Origin of the sequence: Candidatus Methanoperedens sp. (assembly GCA_027460535.1) — an archaeon.
In the GTDB taxonomy this organism is placed as follows: domain Archaea; phylum Halobacteriota; class Methanosarcinia; order Methanosarcinales; family Methanoperedenaceae; genus Methanoperedens.
This window is the reverse complement of record JAPZAR010000025.1, coordinates 1-21,953: the sequence shown is the minus strand read 5'-3', so window position 1 is coordinate 21,953 and position 21,953 is coordinate 1. Positions and strand designations below refer to the sequence as shown.

Below are 21,953 nucleotides of genomic sequence, written 5' to 3'. Positions count from 1 at the left end.
TATAGATTGAGAACCTTTAACTGCAATCCTTCCCGCATTCAATGAGGAAGTATCCATAGGCAGCCTGGTACTCCATTGCAGACAGCATGCCGACTGTGTTATAGTTGTCGACGATGGAAGCAAAGATCATACTGCAGAGATAGCTGAGATGGCGGGGGCTAAAATTATCCGCCATCCTGCAAACAAAGGAAAGGGTGCTGCGCTTAAGACAGGTTTTGAGTTAGCAGCACAGAATGGTACAAAGGTCATAGTTATCCTTGATTCCGACGGGCAGCACGACCCAGAAGAGATCCCGAAGCTCGTGGCTCCGATCCTCGCCGGGGAGGCGGACATGGTGAACGGCAGCAGGTACATGAACGGCAATGGAAAGAACACACCTTTTTACCGCCGTATAGGTCAGAGCGTGCTTGATAGGGCTACCAACCTGAACAGCGGGCTTCGTGTTACCGATACCCAGAGCGGCTTTCGTGCATTTGCAGCAAGTAAGGCGCATGTGTTCAACTTCAGGCAGAATGGAATGGCCATAGAGAGCGAGATGCTGATGGATGCAGCCAATGCAGGGCTGAAGTTAAAAGAAGTGGAGATCGGGGTGAGGTACGATGTTGATTGCTCCACTGAGAATCCCCTGGGCCATGGATTGAAGGTCCTGGTCAGAGTGCTGCAGGATATGGAATTAAATAGACCAATGTATTATTTTACGGCCCCAGGCATAGCGTTCATGGCAGTTGGATTGGCCATGGGATTGAGCTATATACGGGACTTTTATCTGGGAAGCAGCCTTCGGTTCGGACCAACGCTGTTGATGATATTGCTGACACTGATAGGGTCTCTTATGGTATTTACAGGGATCATACTGCACTCGATGTCGAAATTGATCCGGGAGAAACGGGAAGTGAAAGCGTGAGCCTTGCAATAATCCTTGGAACAAGACCTGAAATCATAAAAATGTCTCCGGTTATAAGGGAATGCGAGCGAAGGGGCCTTGATCATTTTATCCTTCATACAGGCCAGCATTATTCCTACAGCATGGACAGGGTTTTCTTCGAGCAGCTTGAGCTCCCGGAGGCGAAGTATAACCTTGAGGTCGGTTCTGGAGCGCATGGCGAACAGACGGGCAAGATGATGGCAGGGATCGAGAGAGTGCTCATGAAAGAGAAGCCTGATGCTGTGCTGGTGCAGGGTGACACCAATACCGTGCTTGCGGGGGCGCTTGCAGCGTCCAAGCTGCACATCAAGGTAGCTCACGTAGAGGCAGGTTTGCGGAGCTATGACAGACGTATGCCTGAGGAATTAAACAGAGCCCTGGCAGACCACGCGTCAGATTACCTCTTCGCACCCACAGAAAAATCCAGGGAAATATTGCTGCATGAAGGCATCCCTGAAGAGAAGATATTCGTTACCGGGAACACGATCGTTGATGCAGTCAACCAGAATTTAAGGCTCGCAAATGAGAAGAGCACCCTGGAAGAATTGAACATTGCACCAAAAGAATTTTTCCTCGTAACGGCGCACAGGCAGGAGAACGTGGACGACCCTGCAAGGCTAACCGCGATGTTGAAGGGCATCGAGAAACTTAGCCATGAATTTGATATTCCTGTTATCTATCCCATCCATCCCCGCTCAAGAAAAAAAATGGATGAGTTTAGAATCAGGACAAATGGATATATCAGATTGATCGATCCCGTGGATTTCCTTGACTTTTTGAAGCTTGAGAGCAGCGCGCGTCTTGTCCTGACGGACTCAGGAGGCGTTCAAGAGGAGACATGCATCCTTGGCGTGCCATGCGTTACCCTCAGGGATAGCACGGAAAGGCCTGAAACTGTTGAGGTTGGATCGAATTTGCTTGCAGGGGTTGAGCCTGAGAGGGTAGTGGAGTGTGCCAGAAGCATGCTTGCAAAGGGGAACGGATGGAGGAATCCATTCGGTGATGGGAGGGCGGCCGAGAGGATTGGGAGGGTGATGGAAGCAAAGTGGAGAAGTGGATAAAATGTACCTAGCGAGTTTCTAATGAACATCTTAATAACATCTATAGTGGATTTGAAAAAATCCCAACATAATAGACCCCACCATTTTGTCAAATATCTATCGAAAAAGCATAATGTTACAGTCTTGAGTTTAAATGATTGGTGGAAGGGCGGGCAGGATGACTTAGAATCATATTCAGAATACTTTAGTGAGATATTCAATAGAGTTGATTATCGTCATTTGACTGATAAGAAAATAAGTCCTATAATCCAGGAAGTTTTTTCAAGAAATAAAGTCACCAATCTTATGAAGGAGAAGGACTTCGAGGTCCATTTGAATTATAGCACTCTGGTGTCGGGTTATTATGCTGCTAAGAAACTTGATACAGTATATGATATCGCGGATGATCTTAGCGCCATGATCAAAGAGTCGCCTCAAATTCCCTCTCTGTTGAGATCGGTTGGAGGAATATTTGGAGATATTATGCTTAAAAAGAATATCAGCATCTCTAGCAAGATAACTCTTACCACGGATAATCTTGGAAAAACCTATAGTATCCCCGAAAATAAATCTGAAATTATCTCAAATGGCGTGGATACGAATCTGTTTAGAAATTATGGTCAAAAGATGAAAGAAGAGCTGGGTCTTAATGGCTTCATCCTTGGCTATGTTGGGGTTTTGAGAGAATGGATCGATTTTGAACCTGTTTTTTCAGTATTGAATGAATTAGAAAATGAAATAAATTTGGTCATCGTGGGAAAGGAAGGAAGATTTAAAGAAAATATAGAATTGGCTAAGAGATATGATCTGAAGGATAGGGTCAAATTTATTGGTATGGTTCCTTATTCTCAGGTGCCGAAATACATTTCAGCGATGGATATATGCTTGATTCCTTTCAGGAAGAGCGCAATATCGGAGAGTGCCGTTCCTTTGAAATTATTTGAATATATGGCATGCGAAAAACCAATTATTTCTACGAGGTTGAGCAGCATCGAAAAAGTGGCACGTGATAAAATATTATATGCATCAAATAAGGAGGAGTATAAAGATAAGATAACTATGCTATTTGAAGATGACAAACTGAGAAGGAAGATGGGATTGGAAGGCAGAAGTTTTGTAGAAGAAAATTATGATTGGGAGAGGATTGCAGGAAGGATGGAAATGCTTTTACTGCAAATATGATGGATGAGGAAGAAATATGAAGATACTTCTCATACAAAACAGATTTTATCCATCACTCGGAGGCGCTGAAAAACATACATACCTATTATCTAAATACTTATATGATAAAGGGCATGATGTGGTAATTTATACGACTACTAGTCTTTCAAAAGAGGATGTTGTATCCTTAGTGTTTACTCCGCCGTTTATTTTCAAATCAAAGATTAAAACGCATCTCCCCAAAAATGACATTATCAACGGGGCTTTTATAAGAAGATTTAACATGCAATTTAGGTTTTGGAGCTTTAATTGGATTCCTGAGATGTTTAAAGAATTAAAAAAAAATACACAAGAATTTGATGTAATCCATGCTCATGGATACCATATATCTACATCTCTGGCAGGATGCTATTATGCAAATAAGTTTAAAAAACCATTCATATTGACAGCACATGACTTAATAATCCCTACTAATTTATCATCTGACGCTAAGTTATTTAAAAAAGTATACGACAAAACCTTTGGGCGATATCTACTAAAAAATTCTAAACGGCTGATTGCGTTAACAGAAGACCATATACAGCAGTATAATGAAAGGGGGGGAGATATAAATAAAATTAAAATTGTTCCAAATGGAATAGAATTGGATGGTTATAAAAATATAAACATAAATAAAAATGCAATAGATAAGTTTGGAATTAATGATCAGAACAAAATTTTGCTTTTTGTAGGAAGAATAGAGAAATATAAAGGAATACAAGATATAATAGAAATAATGCCGGAAATTTTGAAAGAGTTTCCAAAAGGCAAGTTTGTTATCGTTGGAAAAGATTATGGATACAAAAAAGAGTTGGAAAAAATTGTAGGAAATCAGAATCTAAAAGATAAAGCTATTTTTGCTGGAAACGTGTCTGACGATGGGTTGATAGGCCTCTACAAAAGGGCAGATATATTTGTTCTCCCCTCAAAGATGGAGGGGTTTGGGATAGTGCTTTTAGAGGCGATGGCTTCAGGTACTCTATGCATAGCTTACTCCATTCCTGCCGTTAGAAAAATAATTAAAAATAAAGAAAATGGGGTATTAGTAAATGATAAATCAGAGCTTCTTGAGCGTATTTTGTATTACTTAAAGAATCCTGATGAAAAAGCAAAAATTGAAAGAAATGCTTTAGAGTATGTAGAAAATTATGACATAAAAAATATAGTAAACGCCATCGAAGGTGCTTATACGGAGGCTATAAATGAGAATATGCTTAGTAGGTGACTTCTCATCGCCGGATGAAGCAAGGAAAGTTATGGGACACCATTTATTGAGAGAGCTATCAAAAAATAATGAGGTAAAGCCACTAAATATTCAAGCGACTCTATCAACCAATTTTTGGAATGAAATAAATTCATTTGACCCTGAAATAATACATTATATTCCTGGAGCTTCCCCTTTGAGTTTTTTAATTACGAAACTGATGAAAATTCATTCTAAGAATGCAAAAACGGTAATGTTTTCATCGCTACATGCGTTCCACAGTTTCTCTCATGGCTTTTACTATGGTTTTTCATCTATTAGCAAGAATTTTATACCATTTTTTAAGACGGATTTGGTATTAGTTCAATCAGACGAGCCAGAAAAAATTTTTACAAAGCTTGGATGTAATGTTAAATTCTTTGTATCCAGCGGTGTAGATATCAAAAAATTCCATCCGGCATCAAGAAAAAGTAAAGAAGAACTTAGAGAAAAATACAAAATATCTTCAGAAAAATTTGTCGTATTGCATGTAGGGTCTGTAAGAAAATGGAGAAATGTTAGCATCTTAAAGGAAATTCAGAACAATCAAGATGTTCAAGTTGTTTTAGTTGGTAGAACTTCAACAAAATTCGAGGTAGATGTAGCATTAGAGCTAAAAAGAATAGGCGTTGAGATAATTAATGAATATATTCCAAAAATAGAGGAAATATATGCTCTTTCGGATTGTTATATATTCCCGACAACTGATCCAATAGGAAGTATAGATATACCACTGTCAATATTGGAGGCGATGGCGACCAATCTGCCTATCGTTTCCACAAGATTTGGTGGATTGCCGAGAATTTTTAACGAAGGGGAGGGGTTTACATATGCTGATACTAAAAAATTTGCACAAGAAGTGAAAGAGTTAAATGACGGGGAAATTTCAGTCAAAACTCGGGAGCTTGTTCTTCATTACTCATGGGAGAACATATCCAAAAAATTAGATAAGATATATTACGATCTTCGCAATTCAACAGATAAGAGTGATGAATGATGAAAGAAATTATTTATAAGAAGCTACTTGGTGGAGGTTTAGAAAAATTTTCGACTTTGGGAGAATTGAAGTGGTACATTTATAATGGTTATGAAAAGATCACAAATCCAAAAATCTGGAGCAATTTAATTCTTCAGAAATTAGAATTTAGATTAAAAAGGACGAATCTAATGTCCAGGCCTTATGTCATCCAAATAGAAGAAACGAATAAATGTAATTTAAATTGCCCAATGTGCTATCGTCTACTACAAAACAGGAAATTTGGAGAAATGGATTACGAAAATGCTAAAAAAATAGTGGACCAATTTCCATATTTATTGTGGATAAGTTGGGGTGGATGGGGTGAGCCTTTAATATGCAAGGATTTGTTCAAGATCATTGATTACTGCAATGTCAAGAGAATCGGAACAGGTTTTATTTCAAATGGTACATTTATAACGGATGATAATATAGAAAAAATAATTAATTCCAAATTTTTAAGAATGGGTATTTCTATAGATGCAGTAAATCCAACAAAGATTAGAAATTATAAAGATTTCGAAAAAATAAAAGAAAATATCCAGTCATTGACCAAATCTACAACTTTCTATAAAAAAAATATGCCTTTAAGATTCGTTACAACCTTGATGAAAGAAAACTTAGATGATCTAATTGATATTATAATTCTTGCAAAAGAAATTGGAGTTAAACATGTACACATACACGGGGTTGGTATTTATGACGACAAGCTTCGCCGGGGCAAATACGACATGCCTTCTAAAAGAAATATCGAAGATATGTTAAAAAAATTATTAATTATAAGTAAATCTCAAAATATTAAGATTACTCATGTAGGTCTTTTTGAAGATAATAACAAAGTAACCTTATGCAAATTTCCTTGGACTACATGTTTTATCTCATGGGATGGTTTTGTTCATCCATGCTGTATGAACCTTACTAAATCTTTTGGCAATGTTCTTGAGATACCATTTACAGATATATGGAACAATAAGGATTATCAAGAATTTAGGCAAAACATGATAAACCGCATTCCTGATAAAGTTTGTAGGGATCGTTGTGGAATTTAAACTTATGAAAAATAAAGGACTTCTTATCTGCTTTACTGGAATCGATGGTTCAGGAAAAACAACTCTTGCTAAATCATTGGAAGCGTCTTTAAAGGATTCTAGAAAATCGTGTAAATACTTCTGGTGTGGTTGGCGAAAGTTTGAAACACCTCTGTTTAAATCTATTGTAATGATGACAAAAAATTTAGCAAAGAATAAAAAAATTATAATCCGTCAACCATCATCAAATAATTTTCTATTCTATGTAGCATGGCTAGATTATTTTGTCAGAGTGTTTCCAAATCTTTTGGTCTCGTTATATAGATATGATGTTGTGATAGTTGATCGGTACATCTACGATATCATCATCGGATTCTCAATGAATGCTAAATCCAGCAGAGGAGAGATGAATAATACAACAGAATTTTTTAGTTTATTTCCTAAGCCTAGCATTATTTTCTTTATAGACCTTCCTATCGAATTGGCATATGCCAGAAAAGATGATATTCCGTCAGTTAACTACTTGTCTCAAAGGAAAACGATGTATTTGGAATTGCTTAAAAATTACCAAAACAAAACGATAGTACTCGATGGTATTAAATCTAAGAAAGAACTTACCGACACAATATTTGAAATTGTAATGGGGGTAGTGAAATGAAAAAAGTGCTGATAATCGGTATAGACTCTTTGGATCCATGTTTACTTAATGGATTCATAGACTCTTTACCAAATTTTAAGAAATTGATTGAAGAAAGTCCAACCATTAAAATAAAGTCGGTTTTTCCTCCTGATACTATACCTGCCTGGATATCTATTTACACTGGCTTGAGTCCTGCTGAGCATGGAATTATTCATACTTTTGATTTATTTGAATCCGATTGGCAAAGTATATCGAACCTGAATATCGATGCATTCAAAGGCAGAACATTTTGGGATATAGCCAGTAAACAAGGTAAAAAGGTCTGTATTCTGTTTCCTCAATCTGCTTTTCCCCCATGGGAAGTACGCGGGGTAATGATAAGCCGGTCATTGTATCCAGCAGAAGATCTTAAAAAGAAAGGAATTAATATTGAAAATGGTGGAGTTTTAACTTATCCCAACTCTATTTGTAAAAAATACGACATCTCACATCTGGGAACCCTTTCAGGCAATCATCCCGGCTTTAAAAAATTAGGCAAATTTGCAGAAAAAGCAAAGAAAAAGGTGCTTGACCAAGCTAATTTTGGATTGGACATTTCAAAAAATTACGATTGGGATCTATTCTTTATTTACTTCTCTGAATTGGATATAATTCAACACTTCTTCTGGAGGTATTATGATGAAAGTGATCCTACCCATCCCTTAAACAATCCTTATAAAAATGTGATAAAAGAATTTTATATGCTGTTTGATGAAGTAGTTGGCAGATTTTTGGATGCTCATCCAGATCATATAAAAATTGTGATGAGCGACCATGGGCACAAAATGAGACCTCCTAAAACTGTTAATATAAATGAGTTTCTGAGAAAGAAAGGTTACTTAAAATCTAATACAAGATTAGGTATTACAGAAAAAGTAAAAATCAGAGTTTTGGACTTTGCACACAAAAGAGATTTAACATACTGGCTGGTCAAAATCGGAAAGATGAAGTTACTTTCAGGAGCAAGTAAAAAAATTTACACTTCCTCATCTATGATTGATATTGAGAAATCTATGGCATACTTATCCTATTTTACAGGAGCGAAATCATATTCTGAAGGAGGTATTCACATCAATAACAATTTAGGTATAGCCCATGAAGAATTCACGGATAAGTTGATAAACGAACTTTTTAAGATTCAAGATATTGATACAGGGGAGATGGTTTTTGAATGGGTTAAAAGACGAGAGGAAATATATGCTGGTAAAAATATTAATCTTTATCCGGATATTGTTTTCAAACTCAACGAAAATTATGGTGTTTATTGGAGCGTACATACCCCTATTATTGGTACTTCTTATGAACATAATCTTTCTTCCGGAGGACATAAAGAAGATTCTGTCTTTTTGATTTCAAATTGTAAAAGAAAAATGATTAAAAGTAATATGAGCTTGATGGACGTTGCTCCAACGATATTGGACATTAGTGGTATAAATTGGGAGATGTTTGATTTTGATGGAAAAAGTATTTTTGAGAATGACATAAAAGTAACATGAAACCAAAAGTTGCAGTAATATCATACCCATGGAAATCAAATGCTCCATACAAGTTTTTATCAGATATATTGAAAATTCTCGAACCAATTTCTAGTAAGATTGTGCTAATAAATGGGAACACAGATAGAATTAGTGTAACATCCAAAATAGTGGATGTGAAAGATACTCGCATTAAGATGCATTATCTTAAGGAGATTAGACCGGTTTCATATTCGGCAATTATATGGATTGTGAAATGTATCTTGGCTCAATTCAAAGCAAGTATCGAGGTAATAAAAGTAAGAAAAGAGGTTGATATTGTTTTGTTTTATGTAGCTTATCCTTATTACTTATTACCATTAATTACGTCAAAAATCATTGGAAAAAAGACAATTGAAGTTATAACCAGAAGCAAGTCCAACTCAGTACCCTCTAAAATTCTTAGTTTGCAAGACCCGATATTTTTCATGTTATTAGATGGAATTTCTCCAGAGTCTATGTCATTGATAAGAGAATTAGGTTTAGAGAAATATAAGAATAAGCTTCTTCCTGACGGAGCCAGATTTATAGATATCACTCGCTATAATATAAAAAAGAAGTTAAATGAGAGAAAAAATTTAGTGGGGTTCATTGGGCGCCTCATAAAAGAAAAAGGAATTGTAGAATTTGTTAAGGCTATTCCGATTATTGCAAAAGAAAATAAGGAAGTTATATTCTTAATAGGAGGTTCTGGAGATATGTTAGAGTGGGTAAAGGAAGAGTGCAACGAATTGATGAATAAGGAGGCGATTAACATAACCATCACAGGTTGGATTGGACAAGAACTCCCAGATTATTTAAATGAGTTAAAATTGCTTGTTCTTCCAACATATACAGATGCATTTCCTACTATAATCTTGGAGGCAATGGCATGTGGAACACCAGTTTTGGCAACTCCTGTAGGAGCGATACCATGTTTGATAAAGGATGGAGAAACTGGATTTATTATGGAGAAAAACTCGACTGATTGCATTGAGAAGAATGTTATGAGGGTTTTAATGCATCCTAATTTGGATGTGATCGTAGAGAACGCAAAGAAATCAATAGAGGAGAATTATACTTATGCAGCCGCGATTGAAAGGTATAGAAAAATATTAGAGAATTGCAATGAAGATACAAGTTCCGAACTTTAAAACTATGAGAAATATAGTCTTGATAAACATGTTTTCAGTCTTGCTTTATTGCCATAATAAATCCCGTCCCAAGTTCTCCAGCAAGGTTCAAATTTTACCTTTTATTCTATTCTTCTCGGGCTACATGCTGATTTGTGCTCTATTTCCAGAAAAGAAGATTTGGATGGGATTGATATATTGATCCGGTGATGATGAGTAAAATTATAATCGTTTCTCCAAAAGATGTATATGCTTGGTCAGAGTTGACCGTTATTTCCAAACGGTATTGGTCGGGAAAGGTTAAAAGTAAATTTTCAAAATTCAGTGATGAAAATATAATTATTAAAATCGTATCAATTATCGCTTTTATTTTTATCACATTATCTCTTATTCTCATAAGAAATTCACCTGCGATGGGTTACGAATTATCCATTTATTCGAGCATAAGTCCGCTTGTATGGATATTTTTAATCGGAAGTAGCATATGTGGAGCCGCTATCATCGTCCATCAAGCTTTCACCGAAAATAAAAGTAGCTTCTGGTTGATTGGTTTTTCAATATTATTATTAAGTAATTTTATTATTCTTTCTTTGCATGCGATAAGAGGTTATTTCTCATATAATCTGGGAGACTCCCTGGAACATCTCAAACTAGCAATGGCTATTTTTTTAAAAGGTCATTTCGAAGAAAACAATATTTATCCAATTACACATATATTAATATCGGAAGTTGCAGAAATTTCCGGTATACAAACTGAGGCGGTATTTAGATACACGCCTGCCTTCTTTTCAATTTTATTTATGGTTTTTGTATATCTCCTTGCTACTGCAACTTTACACGGAAAACAGAAAATATTATTGAGTTCTGCATCAAGCGCCGTGTTTTTCTTTTCATATTATCAAATATCCGTATATCCAAGTGGCATTTCTGTTTTAATGTTTCCCTTAGTGTTCTATTTGTATTTCAAAAGTTCAGGAAAACTATCATCACGTTTTAGATTGATTTTCATTGTTTTTTTTATTTTATATCCGTTTTTTCATCCAGTATCGTCGTTAATGCTAATCTTTTTTTTTGCAATATTCGAATTAACAAAAGGGTTGTATGCTAAAAAATTGGAAGATATCTCATTATTTCCAATTTTAATCTCATCTATAATATTTTTTATATGGTTATCCACTTTTGTGTTTTTCAACGAAACGATTCGATCGATTTTTTCTTCGATACGCGGAAGTGCAGAAGAGAGTTACTTTATTGCAGAAGGAGCTAAAGCTCTTCAGAATATAGAAGGGGTTGATTTAGCTGAGCTCTTTCTTAAAATGTATGGAGCTAATGTAATATATATAGTGATTTCATCGATTGCGATAATATTGATTCTAAAAAAAGCATTGAGGCATGAGAGTGGAATAACGAACATGCTTGCATTGTCTGCACTTTTTGTAAGTAGTATTCCATTAAGTTATTTCATTTTTAGTTCATCAAAATCAATGAGTGTGGGCAGGTTACTTGGATTAAATTACATGATGGTAATTGCCCCTATATTAACGGGGTTTGCCCTATCTGAGTTATTCAAAAACTCAAGAAAGAAAATAATAAGCATTATAGCTATAGTAGTAATCGTAATATTATCTTTAACAATTAGTGTATTCAATGTGTACCGTTCTCCCTGGGTAATGCAACAAAACTGGCAGGTTACGTATAGTTATATGTATGGTTCAGATTGGTTTTCAGAACATGGTAGCTCGGATATTATTAGCAATGGTATGGGTTATGTTCAATCTTCTAATCCGGCATACTACAGATATGGTAATGATCCAGAGCGTATTATTCCAGAACACTTCAATTACACGCATTATAATGCACTTGGAGAATCATTTGCTCAAAATAGATATGTAATTGTTACCCAAATCAGCAAGCTAGCTAATGCTAATCCTATATTAGCCAATGCTAGAATGGATCCTGTTATACAATGGGGATTTAATGAAAGCGATTTTAACAAATTTGAAAATTATGACATAAGTGCTAGCATGTTGTACTCAAATGGAGAGTTCTGGGTATATTATGTGAATTCAACTATGAAGAAGATTAACTCATGGTGACAGAAAGGAACCAATACCTTGGACAATCAACTTATATTACCTAAGCAAATATTACAGATTGGTTAACTATTACAAAAGAAATAAATGGAAATTATGATGGAAGAAAAAGAAAAAGAATTAAATAGGATTCGATATATAAAACCATATTTCGAAGGGAAAAAAGTGTTGCACATTGGTTGTGTTGCACATGATTGGAGGGAATCTCTAAAAGAAGATTGGATCCATGATTATCTCATAAAACACTCAAAAGAAGTAATTGGAATAGATATACTAGAAAAAGATATAAAAGAACTAGTTAAAAGAGGTTACGATATTAGATATGCGAACGCTGAAGAGTTTAACCTAAAAATTAAGTTTGACGTGATTTTTGCAGGAGAGTTAATAGAGCATCTGGAAAATTTGAAAGGGTTTTTGGAAAGCTGCAAGAGTCACATGAATCCAGGTTCTATTTTAATAATATCGACCCCAAATTGTTTTGGATTAAGATATATTCTTTGGCATATGCTTGGACGAAAGTTTGTAAATTCAGAGCATAAATGCTGGTTTGACTTCTGGACTATACGTCAATTACTTGAGTTTCATGGATTTGAAATCATTACTGAGGATTATTTACTCTTAGACTCGCCGAAATTAAGAGGATATTTAAATATATTTTTACAATTAATAGAGAAGATATTCCCTCGATTTTCACCTGTATTAATAGTTGTCGCGAGATATAAACTATGAAACCTGCTGCTATTTTTAGTCTGGACCTCGAGCTGCTTTGCCAATATGGTTTATATCCTAAACATGAAAGAATAGGTATGCTACATAATAAAGTTTATGAAGTAAGAAGCACTATGAATAATTTGTTAAAAATCTTCGAAAAATATAATATTCCTGCGACTTGGGCAATTACAGGGCATGTTTTCTTGGATCATTGTGAGAAAGAGAATGGAATTCCTCATAAGCATATGCCTCGATTTAAAGACGATTGGTACTCCTGGGATCCATGTTCGAATATCTCAAAAGATCCTCTGTATTATGGAAAAGATATTGTGGAAAAAATAATATCAAGTCGAGTTAAACATGATATTGGGTATCATTCTTTTTCGCATGTTCGATTCTCTGAATGCAGCCGCGAAGTTGCTGAAGCAGAAATACAAGAAGGTTTAATGTTGGGAAAAGAGTTTGGACTTAATTTTAAATCTTTTGTGTTTCCAGAAAATAAAATTGGACATATTGATATATTGAAGCAAAAAGGATTCGAAATATACAGAGGACCTAACCTTGCTGGGAAAAGCATTAATAAAAATATAGCCTTAAGAGCTATAAATTTTTTTTCCACTAAAGTAGTTGCCCCAAGCGTAGTACCCATATGGAAAGACGGTATATGGGAAATTCCAAGTTCTATGATGTTTTATGATTCATTATTTCCATACACATTGGTATTGAGAGCCAAATTAGGAGTTCAAAATTCCATAAAATACGGAAGGATATTTCACATGTTTATGCATCCAGAAGACTTTGTAATCGATGCTAGTTTACTAGGCAAACTAGAGCAAGTCCTTGAGTTTGTATCACAAAAAAAGGATGAAAAAAATATTGAAGTCATTACAATGCGGGATTTAGCGTTTATTTTAAACAAAAAACTTTAGCAATAAATTTTTAAGTGTATAGATGGCTAATTGATTTATTTGATCGAACAAGCTGACATTCATCTTAATTTAGTTTAGTAATTGATATATAATAATATTTAGTATTAACAGTCACCAGAATAATACAATGAGATTAGTCTTATCTTTTCCTCCACAAAAACATCCTAACTACAAACAGAGACACTGCTACATTCGCTCCTAACCATGCGTATCCAAGCCCTAATAACCCGTACTTTGAAAGAAATACATATCCAAATCCTATTATCATTATCGTGAGCGAAAAGTTCACATAATTTACCATTCTGATATCCTTCTGGATCTTCTTAATAGAAATATAGATTGACGTCAAGGCTGAGAAAATACTTGATACCGCAAGCAATTGTAGCATCTCAAATGACTGTTCCGAATACTCTTTACTAAACAACAGGAGCAGTTTATTCCCAAAAAGATAGATGAAAACCAACGCGGGAACTAGTAGCAGTATGGTTAACTTCACTGATTTGATGACGTTTTCCTTCAGAGGTAAACTGTGCGACCCTTCCACAAAAAGAGATGTAGAGATTCCATAAGGGATCATAGAAAGTATCCCTGCAATAGAATAAGCCATATAAAAATATGCATTCTTTTCTGCCCCGAGTGTATTCACTATAATTAATGGGATGACTGTTATAGGCGCCATCATGAAGATGCTTGCCACATAATTTCCTAAAGAGAATCTCAGCATTTTTCGTAGAGCAGTTATATCATAATCTCGAGTTATTGAAAGTCCATGTTTTTCCAAAATGTATGAACCAAAGAGAATAGAGATTCCAAAAGCAGTCACAATAGCAGTAAAGACACCAAACACGTCAAGAAAAGTGATTAAAAGCAGTATTGGTATGCGTAATCCGAGAAATAGGTTCTGCATAAAACTTAAATCAGCTCTCCGTATAGCTATCATCCCAACATTTTGCAATGAATAGATTGATGTAATAGTGATGTAGGCGAAGAACATAGGTAAAAACCACCCCACCCTCAAAAATCCGAGTGCTGGAGAAATAATTTTTACGGTTGCGAGAAATATTGTAGCAAGAGCAATAGCAAGTGCTAGTGTTACTCCAACTACAGAGCTATATAATCCATGTTTATTCTTGGATTCAGGCAGATATCTTACAAGGCCCTCGTCCATTCCCAGCCTTGAGAACCCCAGAATAAGCGTAGCCGCCGAAATAGCCGCGATTGCAAGTCCGATATCTTTCGCGGGCATCGTTCGCGCTGCTGCAATCCAAAACAGGAGACCAAATATAGCTGTGAATGCTGAGTTCAGTATCAAGGCCACAGAGTTGCGGTAGAAGGGGTCCTTGTAATATTCTTTAATTTGATTCAGCATTCTAGTTGACTAGATAATTCCTGAGTGATATTTAAAGATATGGTTAAAAGGGTTCTGTTGCGTTAGCGGGACCTGTCAACGGTTGAACCTGTTTTGGTCCAGATGAAACAAAATAGAGGATTTACAGAGTTTCTTTTGAGAGGAAAAAATAAAACAAAAGTGGAATTCATTATGATGTGTATTGTTCATAATTGAAAAAATAGGGGGGTTCCTGAAAAGAAAGCTAAAGACATGAATGAAGTACTTTGAAAGGGAATTTAAATGAACAATAGTGGCGAAATTATGATAAATTTTTCCGATAAAATATCATTTTTAATGGAATTAGGGGCATTGTCTATATTTTGAACTCGAATTAAAGGTGAAGTGAGTTTTTTGTTGATATTTTGATTTTTTTGGATTTATTGAAGTTATATTTGGGACAGCCTGTATTACAAATTTTTAGGTTAAATTAATGTACTATCTTTAATGAATTTGAAAATAAAGGATTCGTTGAACTCACACCCAACCTCAAGAGCAACTTTCATTTCCCCTGATTCGGTAAGAATTCTATAACATCACCCTTTTCAAATCCTCCGTTGAAAATAAGGTTTTTATCAGTTCCTTCTTCAATCAATTCTATATCATCAAACCAAAAAGTGCCATAACCATTATAGATATTAGCGTTAACAAAAACCTGGGTTGTGTTAATTCTTGTCTTAAATGTTTTTTGGTTCTGCATCCAGTCGTTTGTCCCTTGGCCGAATTCAAGAATAGTTTCATTTGTCTGCTTAGTATCAGTGTCCGCTTCAACTATTCTTATGGAATGTGTCCCTACTGCACCCTCTGTTTTGCCCCAGGCTGAGATCCTATACGTTGTGTTCGATCTCACTCTAATAGGATTACTCATCCATTTTCCTGATATTTTACTTTGGTTCCCAAAAATTTCAATTTTGGCTGAATATTTACCATTGTGAAAAACACTTGAATCCCAAGAGGCATCCTGCTGATACTGCCATCCTTCTACAAAAATTCCTTCTCTACTGGAGGCTGTTATGTATATTACATTTATATCAAGAATACTCAAAGCTGAAATCATTAAAACCATGATTGCGACTATGATAGCTAATTTTTTCATCTCTCTTTTTATCCAGCCATTTCCTTCATACATCGTCCTGATGATCACGCAAACCATAACGGCAAACAAACCAATAATAAGTACTTCCTTATCAGCAATACGATATAAATTTCGAGTATATTCAAGCAATCCTATACCAAACTTTTGATATGATAATGGCCAGAAGAATGCATACCCGGGATTAAATACCAGCACATCCTCAAAAATATGTGCCCCGAACCCGACCCCAGCGAACACGAACGCATCCAGGTATTTGTATCGGACAATCTGCAGCACCAGCGCCGCAAGACCGGCGTAAAGGAGCAGCGCTGCAATATTATGAAAATCTCCGTGCCTTATGCCAAGAACAGGAATGCCCAGCTTATTGAATACCGTGTCTGCGACAATATCGAAATCGGGTGCATAGGCGCTTGCGATGATGATCCATGAATAGTCGCGGCCTGTTTTTTTGAAGTGGATCATTCCTGCGATTATTGCTATGGCAGTGGAGTAGATCCAGTGTTCGAAGAGCATATCTATTTTTAGATATACTATATGAGTATTAAATATAAGCATGAATTGGTTTATGACTCTGGAGGTTGTATAAAACAGCAGCAATTGCGCATAGAGACTTTTAAACTATAAAATTTAAGTAATTTTAAAACATAGTTCAACAAGGATGGCCATCATTTCCATACACCATAGACTATGCCGTTGCATTCAAGAGATTGCATCTGGTTCCTATTGTCATGCCTCCAAAAGTTAATCGATTTAAGTATTTCATTCTTAAACATATCCTCGACTATGCCCCCACGATCGAAATGCGGGACCAATTTCAAGCATTCGTCAGTAAATATGATTCAAGTAAATACTGAGTATATGAGTGAGATGTTCTGTCTTTTGGGGAAGTTGCTCCACAAAAAATACAATTCAACTCGATACTAAATATTTATCGGTATTTAAAAATTTAAAAAATTACCTATAGTCCTATTTTATAACGCATAATGAAACAAAAGAAAATCATTCCAATTCCAAATACGGTCAGAGAGAAATTCAATCATAGCAGGTGTTGAATCATCGTGTATCGTATCCATAAGTTCCAATGGAATTGAATGAGTTCAGCAGCATTTCTGAGCCGCGATTTTTTTTTAGAATAGGACTTTGTTTTTCTAACCAGCCGGATTGACCAAAAATTATAATAGTTATGATAATCATTATGACCATAAAATGAGATTAGAGAAAATATCTGCAATTTTTGTTTTATCTATTTTTATAATAATGGCAATTGGTTCAAATGCCATGGCAGCCAATTTATCACTCGAATTCGTCTATCCCACTGATCCAAATGGTGCACATGTAGGCCGAACATGGACTTATGTCAATGTTACAGTGAACGATACACAGACACCGAACAACTTAACAGCATTCATAGACTGGAACCGCTCGCTTGTTCTCTGGATGAGGTTTAACAATGAAACTGGGGAAAGTTCAACGCTTTTCCGTGACTGGTCAAGTTGGAGCCATAATGGAACGTGTTCTGGAAGTTCATGCCCAGTTAATACAACTGGAAAATTTGGGAATGCATTGCAGTTTGACGGAATTAACGATTATGTAGATGCTGGGAATGATGCGAGTTTACTACCACCGAATATTACAGTATCCGTATGGTTTCGGGCAACGGCACTGCCTGGTTCGTTATTAGGGAATCAAAAATCTGCTCCTTATGAAGGATATAACGTGGGTGTAGGACTAAACACACCCAACAAATTCGGTATGTGGGTTGGCGACAGTTCATGGGTAGAGAGCATATCATCTATTACAACGGGTGTACTTTATCATGGAGTTGCAACTTACAATGGAACTTCAGTATCAATATATATAAATGGAGTATTGGAAAAAACAACAGCACAGAGAGCTAACTTTAATACAACTACAAATTTATTTATTGGTAAAGTTCCGAATGGGAACAATTTTAATGGCACAATCGACGAAGTCCAGATATGGAACAGAGTATTAAGCCCCGAAGAGATAAACGCTTCTTTCAACGCTGGCTCTTACAGATTGTATCACAACATCACAGGATTAGCGGATGGGAATTACGACTACACGGCTTATGCACAGGATTTGTCTGGGAATGTTAATAAGACGGAGACAAGGACTTTAACAGTGAGCACAATCCCGGACAAAACGCCACCTTCAATAACCTTTGTCTCCCCGACATGGAACAACAATTCGCAGAAAACAGAAAACTGGGAGTACGTAAACATAACATTGAATGAGAATGGAGGCAACGCCTTGCTTGAATGGAGCAACGGAACCTTGGCCAATTATACAATGTCCGGTTCAGGAACAAATTTTTATCGCAATATGACAAGCCAGAACGGGACAATAACATACAAAGTGTATGCAAATGACATTTCAGGAAACATGAATGTCTCCGAGACAAGGACAGTGACTCTGAATCATACTGCACCAAGCCCACCACTTTCCATATCTTTTGTTTCACCTACCGATGTAAGCGGCGCATACGTCAACAGGACATGGACTTACGTTAGTGTCACAGTAGATGATTCGGACACTCCCAACAACCTGACCGCATTCATCGACTTCAACCGCTCTTTGGTGGGATGGTGGAGATTTAACAACGAGATTGGGGAGAATTCTACTTTTTTCAAGGATTGGTCTTCTTACGGGAATAACGGAACGTGTTCTGGTTCAACATGTCCGGTAAATGCAAGCGGGAAGTTTGGTTCCGCTCTCCAGTTTGACGGCGTGGATGATTATGTGAACATTCCGCAGATACCTTCAGGTGATTATGTAGATAGCTATACTTATGAAATGTGGATAAATCCTAATAAATTAAAAGGATGGCAAGGATTAATAGGACAATCATATTGGAGGAACACTCTTGCTTTAAATGGAAACGCACTCACTTATATTGATACTAATGATGCGGGGGTTCCCACTGAAGTTTCTACAACTTTACCTTCAAGCAATACATGGTATCACGTTGTTGCTACAATAAATTCGTCAAAAATAATGAAACTCTATGTTAATGGTACTCTAGCAAGTAGTGCTATTAGAACAGGAGATAAGAACGAATCTTGGGATGAATACGGGATTGGAAGAGTACAGATTTATGATGGCGGTTGGACAATAGCATATTTCAATGGTATGATTGATGATATAAAGATATGGAATAAGGAATTGAGTCCAGAAGAAATAAGAGCATCTTACAATGCAGGATTGTATCGTTTATATCATAACTTCACAGACTTATCAGAAGCAACTTACAATTATACTGTCTATGCACAAAACGCAAATGGTAATGTAAATTCTGTAATGAGAAAAGTAACAGTAGATAAATTACCGCCACTAATGACCGTTTCATCTCCATTGAATGTTACTTATGTATTTGGAAATCCTAATTTATCTGTTTCAACTGACACTGATGTACCACAAGTATGGTATTCCATAGATAAAGGTACAAATATTACAGCATGTTATAATTGTTCTTCGTATGATGAAACATTAACCGCATTATCTGATGGGAATCATAACATAACTGTTTGGTCAAATAATAGTCTTGGCCACATTAATTCTACATTTAAGCAATTCGTTATCAAAGCTACTAATTCTCTATGTATAAACGGAACTACGTACGGCGACTTAACAATAGTCGTGCCAACAACCTGTTCAGATATTGAGATGGTAAGATATGGTAACACATCTATTCAAAGTGACTTTACTTTGAAAAATGTCACTCTTAAGATAGCTTCCGATGATACAAATATCTATTCTCTGACAATTGAATCAGGAAATAAAGTTAATATAATAAATTCTAGCATATCAAGCTGGAATGGAACAGATTTCGATAGAAACTCAAGTGATGGTAGAAGTTATGTAGTCATCAAATCAAAAAATAGTGAGATTACCAATTCTAGAATAAGTTTCTTGGGTTTTGGAAGTTGTATTTATCCTAATACAAATTGTGGAGTTTCTGTAGTGGATTACTCAACTATCACTAATTCAACATTTTCAAACAATAGCGTTGGACTTTATGGCATAAATGTACTAGTAAAGAACAACTCGTTTTATGATAATGATATAGGCGTGAAATTGTCTTATTCAGTAATTCAAGACAACTATTTTTCCAATAATGCAGGAGGTATTATAGAAACTGGTACTGGAAGTATTGTTTCAAACAACATTTTAGAGAATGTTAAAGATTATAGTGGATTTTTTATTAAGTCTGTCAGTGCAGTAGATTCTCTTATCTACAATAACAGCATGAGGCAGAGCAATTGCTCAAATATCATATCTGCTATTTATGTTTCAGCTTCATCGAACGTAACAGTTCAAAACAATATAGTAAATACGGCTGATATAGGTCTTTCTATGTTCAGCGATAATAATAATGATAAAATTATTAATAACACTTTTATAAACATGACATGCGATACAGATTCTTATTCCGTAGGTCTTGATATACGCTCTACTGTAAGTAACTTATTAATATCTGGTAACAATTTTTCAAAGATTGGCCATATAGGAATCGAGATACGAGGGAATATCAATAACACGAGAATCTCGAATAATACTTTCGATATGTTACTCCCCTCTGAACTTCCGGGGAAATATGTTACTATTCAGCGTAACATGCCACCAGAGGCGATTAGTATAATATATTTCTATAGCAAGTGGGGAACTCCAGGAACGTCTGATGATAAGTATATTTCAAAAGAAATTAAGAATAATATTACAATTCTCAATAATATATTTGATAACGATACTAGTGTTTTTCTTTATACAGAAGGTGTAACTAATTTAACACACGATTTAACAGATTATTGGCAACGGTCTGTTAATTTTCCCAGATTACAAGGAATCCAGACATATTATATCAACAATATATATGATGAACTTTTAAATTATGGCGATCCGTACAAGTATTATACTGGTGAATATCCCAATAATATTTTCTCTATGGCACACGGTTGGCACACTATTAATGGTGTACCAAGCCCAGGATGGGCTCACTATGTATATTATACAGTTTCAAAGAATAACCTAAGCTTTGCTGGTATAGGTGTAGATTATTGTGATACTGGAGGCATGCATGATTGTACGCCAAATCCTATAGATGAAACATCCTATAAACTCCTTTTAATTAATCCTTCATATACTGCTATGTTGTCTAAGAATACTACAATCTATTCAAATGGAACGAGTGAATTTACTTTATATAACGACTCTGTATGGTATTCAGCCGTAAAAATGACCATAGTGCCATCATCAGATTCGGTAGTAGTTAATGTTTCAAAGTGGAATAGTATAGGTGATTATTTTAAAAAATGGAACGAAAGCAGCACTAATTCTTCGGTAACTACTAGCCATGTTATTGGTGATTTCCCATCAAACACCAAAATAGATATAAAAAAGAATGGGGCTAAATGGCACACCTATACCAGCAACTCAACAGGATATATTACATTTACTTATAATGATGGGTATTCGCAGATACATTTCGAGGCGACTCTTTCATCGTCGAATGACTATATACCGCCATCGCCAACGAACTTGGCAGAAACACATGGCAACTTCTGGGTGAACAACACATGGCGAGCCGGTTCAGGCAACATCACCAATAGTTATAATGTAAGGCATAACGGTACTTGGTCAAACGGCACTGCAAACACTTATTTCAATGCTTCAGTCGGGGCACACGGATGGAGCAATATAACCGTATATGCCTTTAACATTTCAGGCAATGGGACGATCAATACAACGGGTATAAGCCAAAATACAAGGGTTCCAAACAATAATCCAGTCCAGCAGTCAATAGGCAATAAGAGCGTGAACGAAGGCCAATGGCTCAATTTCACAATATCCTCTACTGATGTTGATAATGATGCATTGATCTACAGAACTAATGCAACAAGAGGTTCCTTAACTCAAAACAATTATTCATGGGAACCCACATATTCTGATGCGGGAATATA

At 35.9% G+C, this 21,953-nt stretch carries 15 protein-coding genes and 1 pseudogene; 14 read left to right on the top strand and 2 right to left on the bottom strand.

Annotated elements, in window-relative coordinates:
- Positions 1-25 precede the first annotated feature (25 nt).
- From O8C65_10725 to O8C65_10670, 12 genes are all read left to right on the top strand, one after another.
- Entirely contained in the window at positions 26-904 is an 879-nt protein-coding gene (locus O8C65_10725; protein ID MCZ7357397.1) for a glycosyltransferase family 2 protein, read from the top strand.
- Positions 901-1,986 (top strand): UDP-N-acetylglucosamine 2-epimerase (non-hydrolyzing), encoded by a 1,086-nt coding sequence (gene wecB / locus O8C65_10720; GenBank protein ID MCZ7357396.1) that lies wholly within the window; start codon positions 901-903, stop codon positions 1,984-1,986. The genes O8C65_10725 and wecB overlap by 4 nt, the downstream gene beginning before the upstream one ends.
- A 123-nt stretch (positions 1,987-2,109) precedes the next feature.
- Positions 2,110-3,147 carry a glycosyltransferase gene (locus tag O8C65_10715; GenBank protein MCZ7357395.1) on the top strand — a complete coding sequence of 346 codons (1,038 nt, stop codon included), beginning with the start codon at positions 2,110-2,112 and terminating at the stop codon, positions 3,145-3,147.
- Between the two features lie 16 nt (positions 3,148-3,163).
- Positions 3,164-4,390 carry a glycosyltransferase family 4 protein gene (locus O8C65_10710; GenBank protein MCZ7357394.1) on the top strand — a complete coding sequence of 409 codons (1,227 nt, stop codon included), beginning with the start codon at positions 3,164-3,166 and terminating at the stop codon, positions 4,388-4,390.
- Positions 4,368-5,405 carry a glycosyltransferase family 4 protein gene (locus tag O8C65_10705; GenBank protein MCZ7357393.1) on the top strand — a complete coding sequence of 346 codons (1,038 nt, stop codon included), beginning with the start codon at positions 4,368-4,370 and terminating at the stop codon, positions 5,403-5,405. Before O8C65_10710 ends, O8C65_10705 begins: the two co-directional genes overlap by 23 nt.
- Complete coding sequence (locus O8C65_10700) at positions 5,402-6,472, top strand: radical SAM protein (protein ID MCZ7357392.1); 1,071 nt, start codon at positions 5,402-5,404, stop codon at positions 6,470-6,472. Before O8C65_10705 ends, O8C65_10700 begins: the two co-directional genes overlap by 4 nt.
- 4 nt (positions 6,473-6,476) lie before the next feature.
- Entirely contained in the window at positions 6,477-7,109 is a 633-nt protein-coding gene (locus O8C65_10695) for a hypothetical protein (GenBank protein MCZ7357391.1), read from the top strand.
- Positions 7,106-8,626, top strand: coding sequence for an alkaline phosphatase family protein (locus O8C65_10690; protein ID MCZ7357390.1), 1,521 nt, complete (start codon positions 7,106-7,108; stop codon positions 8,624-8,626). The genes O8C65_10695 and O8C65_10690 overlap by 4 nt, the downstream gene beginning before the upstream one ends.
- Entirely contained in the window at positions 8,623-9,777 is a 1,155-nt protein-coding gene (locus O8C65_10685) for a glycosyltransferase family 4 protein (GenBank protein ID MCZ7357389.1), read from the top strand. The genes O8C65_10690 and O8C65_10685 overlap by 4 nt, the downstream gene beginning before the upstream one ends.
- Positions 9,778-9,965: 188 nt before the next feature.
- Positions 9,966-11,852 carry a hypothetical protein gene (locus O8C65_10680; protein MCZ7357388.1) on the top strand — a complete coding sequence of 629 codons (1,887 nt, stop codon included), beginning with the start codon at positions 9,966-9,968 and terminating at the stop codon, positions 11,850-11,852.
- 93 nt (positions 11,853-11,945) lie between these two features.
- Positions 11,946-12,578: a methyltransferase domain-containing protein gene (locus O8C65_10675; GenBank protein MCZ7357387.1), complete on the top strand. Its 633-nt coding sequence runs from the start codon at positions 11,946-11,948 to the stop codon at positions 12,576-12,578.
- The gene (locus O8C65_10670; GenBank protein MCZ7357386.1) at positions 12,575-13,489 is read left to right on the top strand and encodes a polysaccharide deacetylase family protein; all 915 of its coding nucleotides are present in this window, start codon (positions 12,575-12,577) and stop codon (positions 13,487-13,489) included. Before O8C65_10675 ends, O8C65_10670 begins: the two co-directional genes overlap by 4 nt.
- Positions 13,490-13,628: 139 nt before the next feature.
- Here the strand turns inward: O8C65_10670 and O8C65_10665 are convergent, their stop codons facing one another.
- Positions 13,629-14,735 carry a hypothetical protein gene (locus tag O8C65_10665; GenBank protein MCZ7357385.1) on the bottom strand — a complete coding sequence of 369 codons (1,107 nt, stop codon included), beginning with the start codon at positions 14,733-14,735 and terminating at the stop codon, positions 13,629-13,631.
- A 189-nt stretch (positions 14,736-14,924) separates the two neighbouring features.
- Here O8C65_10665 and O8C65_10660 point away from each other — a divergent pair.
- Positions 14,925-15,050: pseudogene (locus O8C65_10660) on the top strand (transposase).
- Positions 15,051-15,378: 328 nt separating this feature from the next.
- On the opposite strand, the gene O8C65_10655 reads toward O8C65_10660, so the two are convergent.
- Positions 15,379-16,485: a metal-dependent hydrolase gene (locus O8C65_10655; protein MCZ7357384.1), complete on the bottom strand. Its 1,107-nt coding sequence runs from the start codon at positions 16,483-16,485 to the stop codon at positions 15,379-15,381.
- A 693-nt stretch (positions 16,486-17,178) separates the two neighbouring features.
- Between O8C65_10655 and O8C65_10650 the strand changes: the two genes are divergently transcribed.
- Positions 17,179-21,953: LamG domain-containing protein (locus O8C65_10650; protein MCZ7357383.1), on the top strand; the 4,775-nt coding region annotated here is incomplete at its 3' end.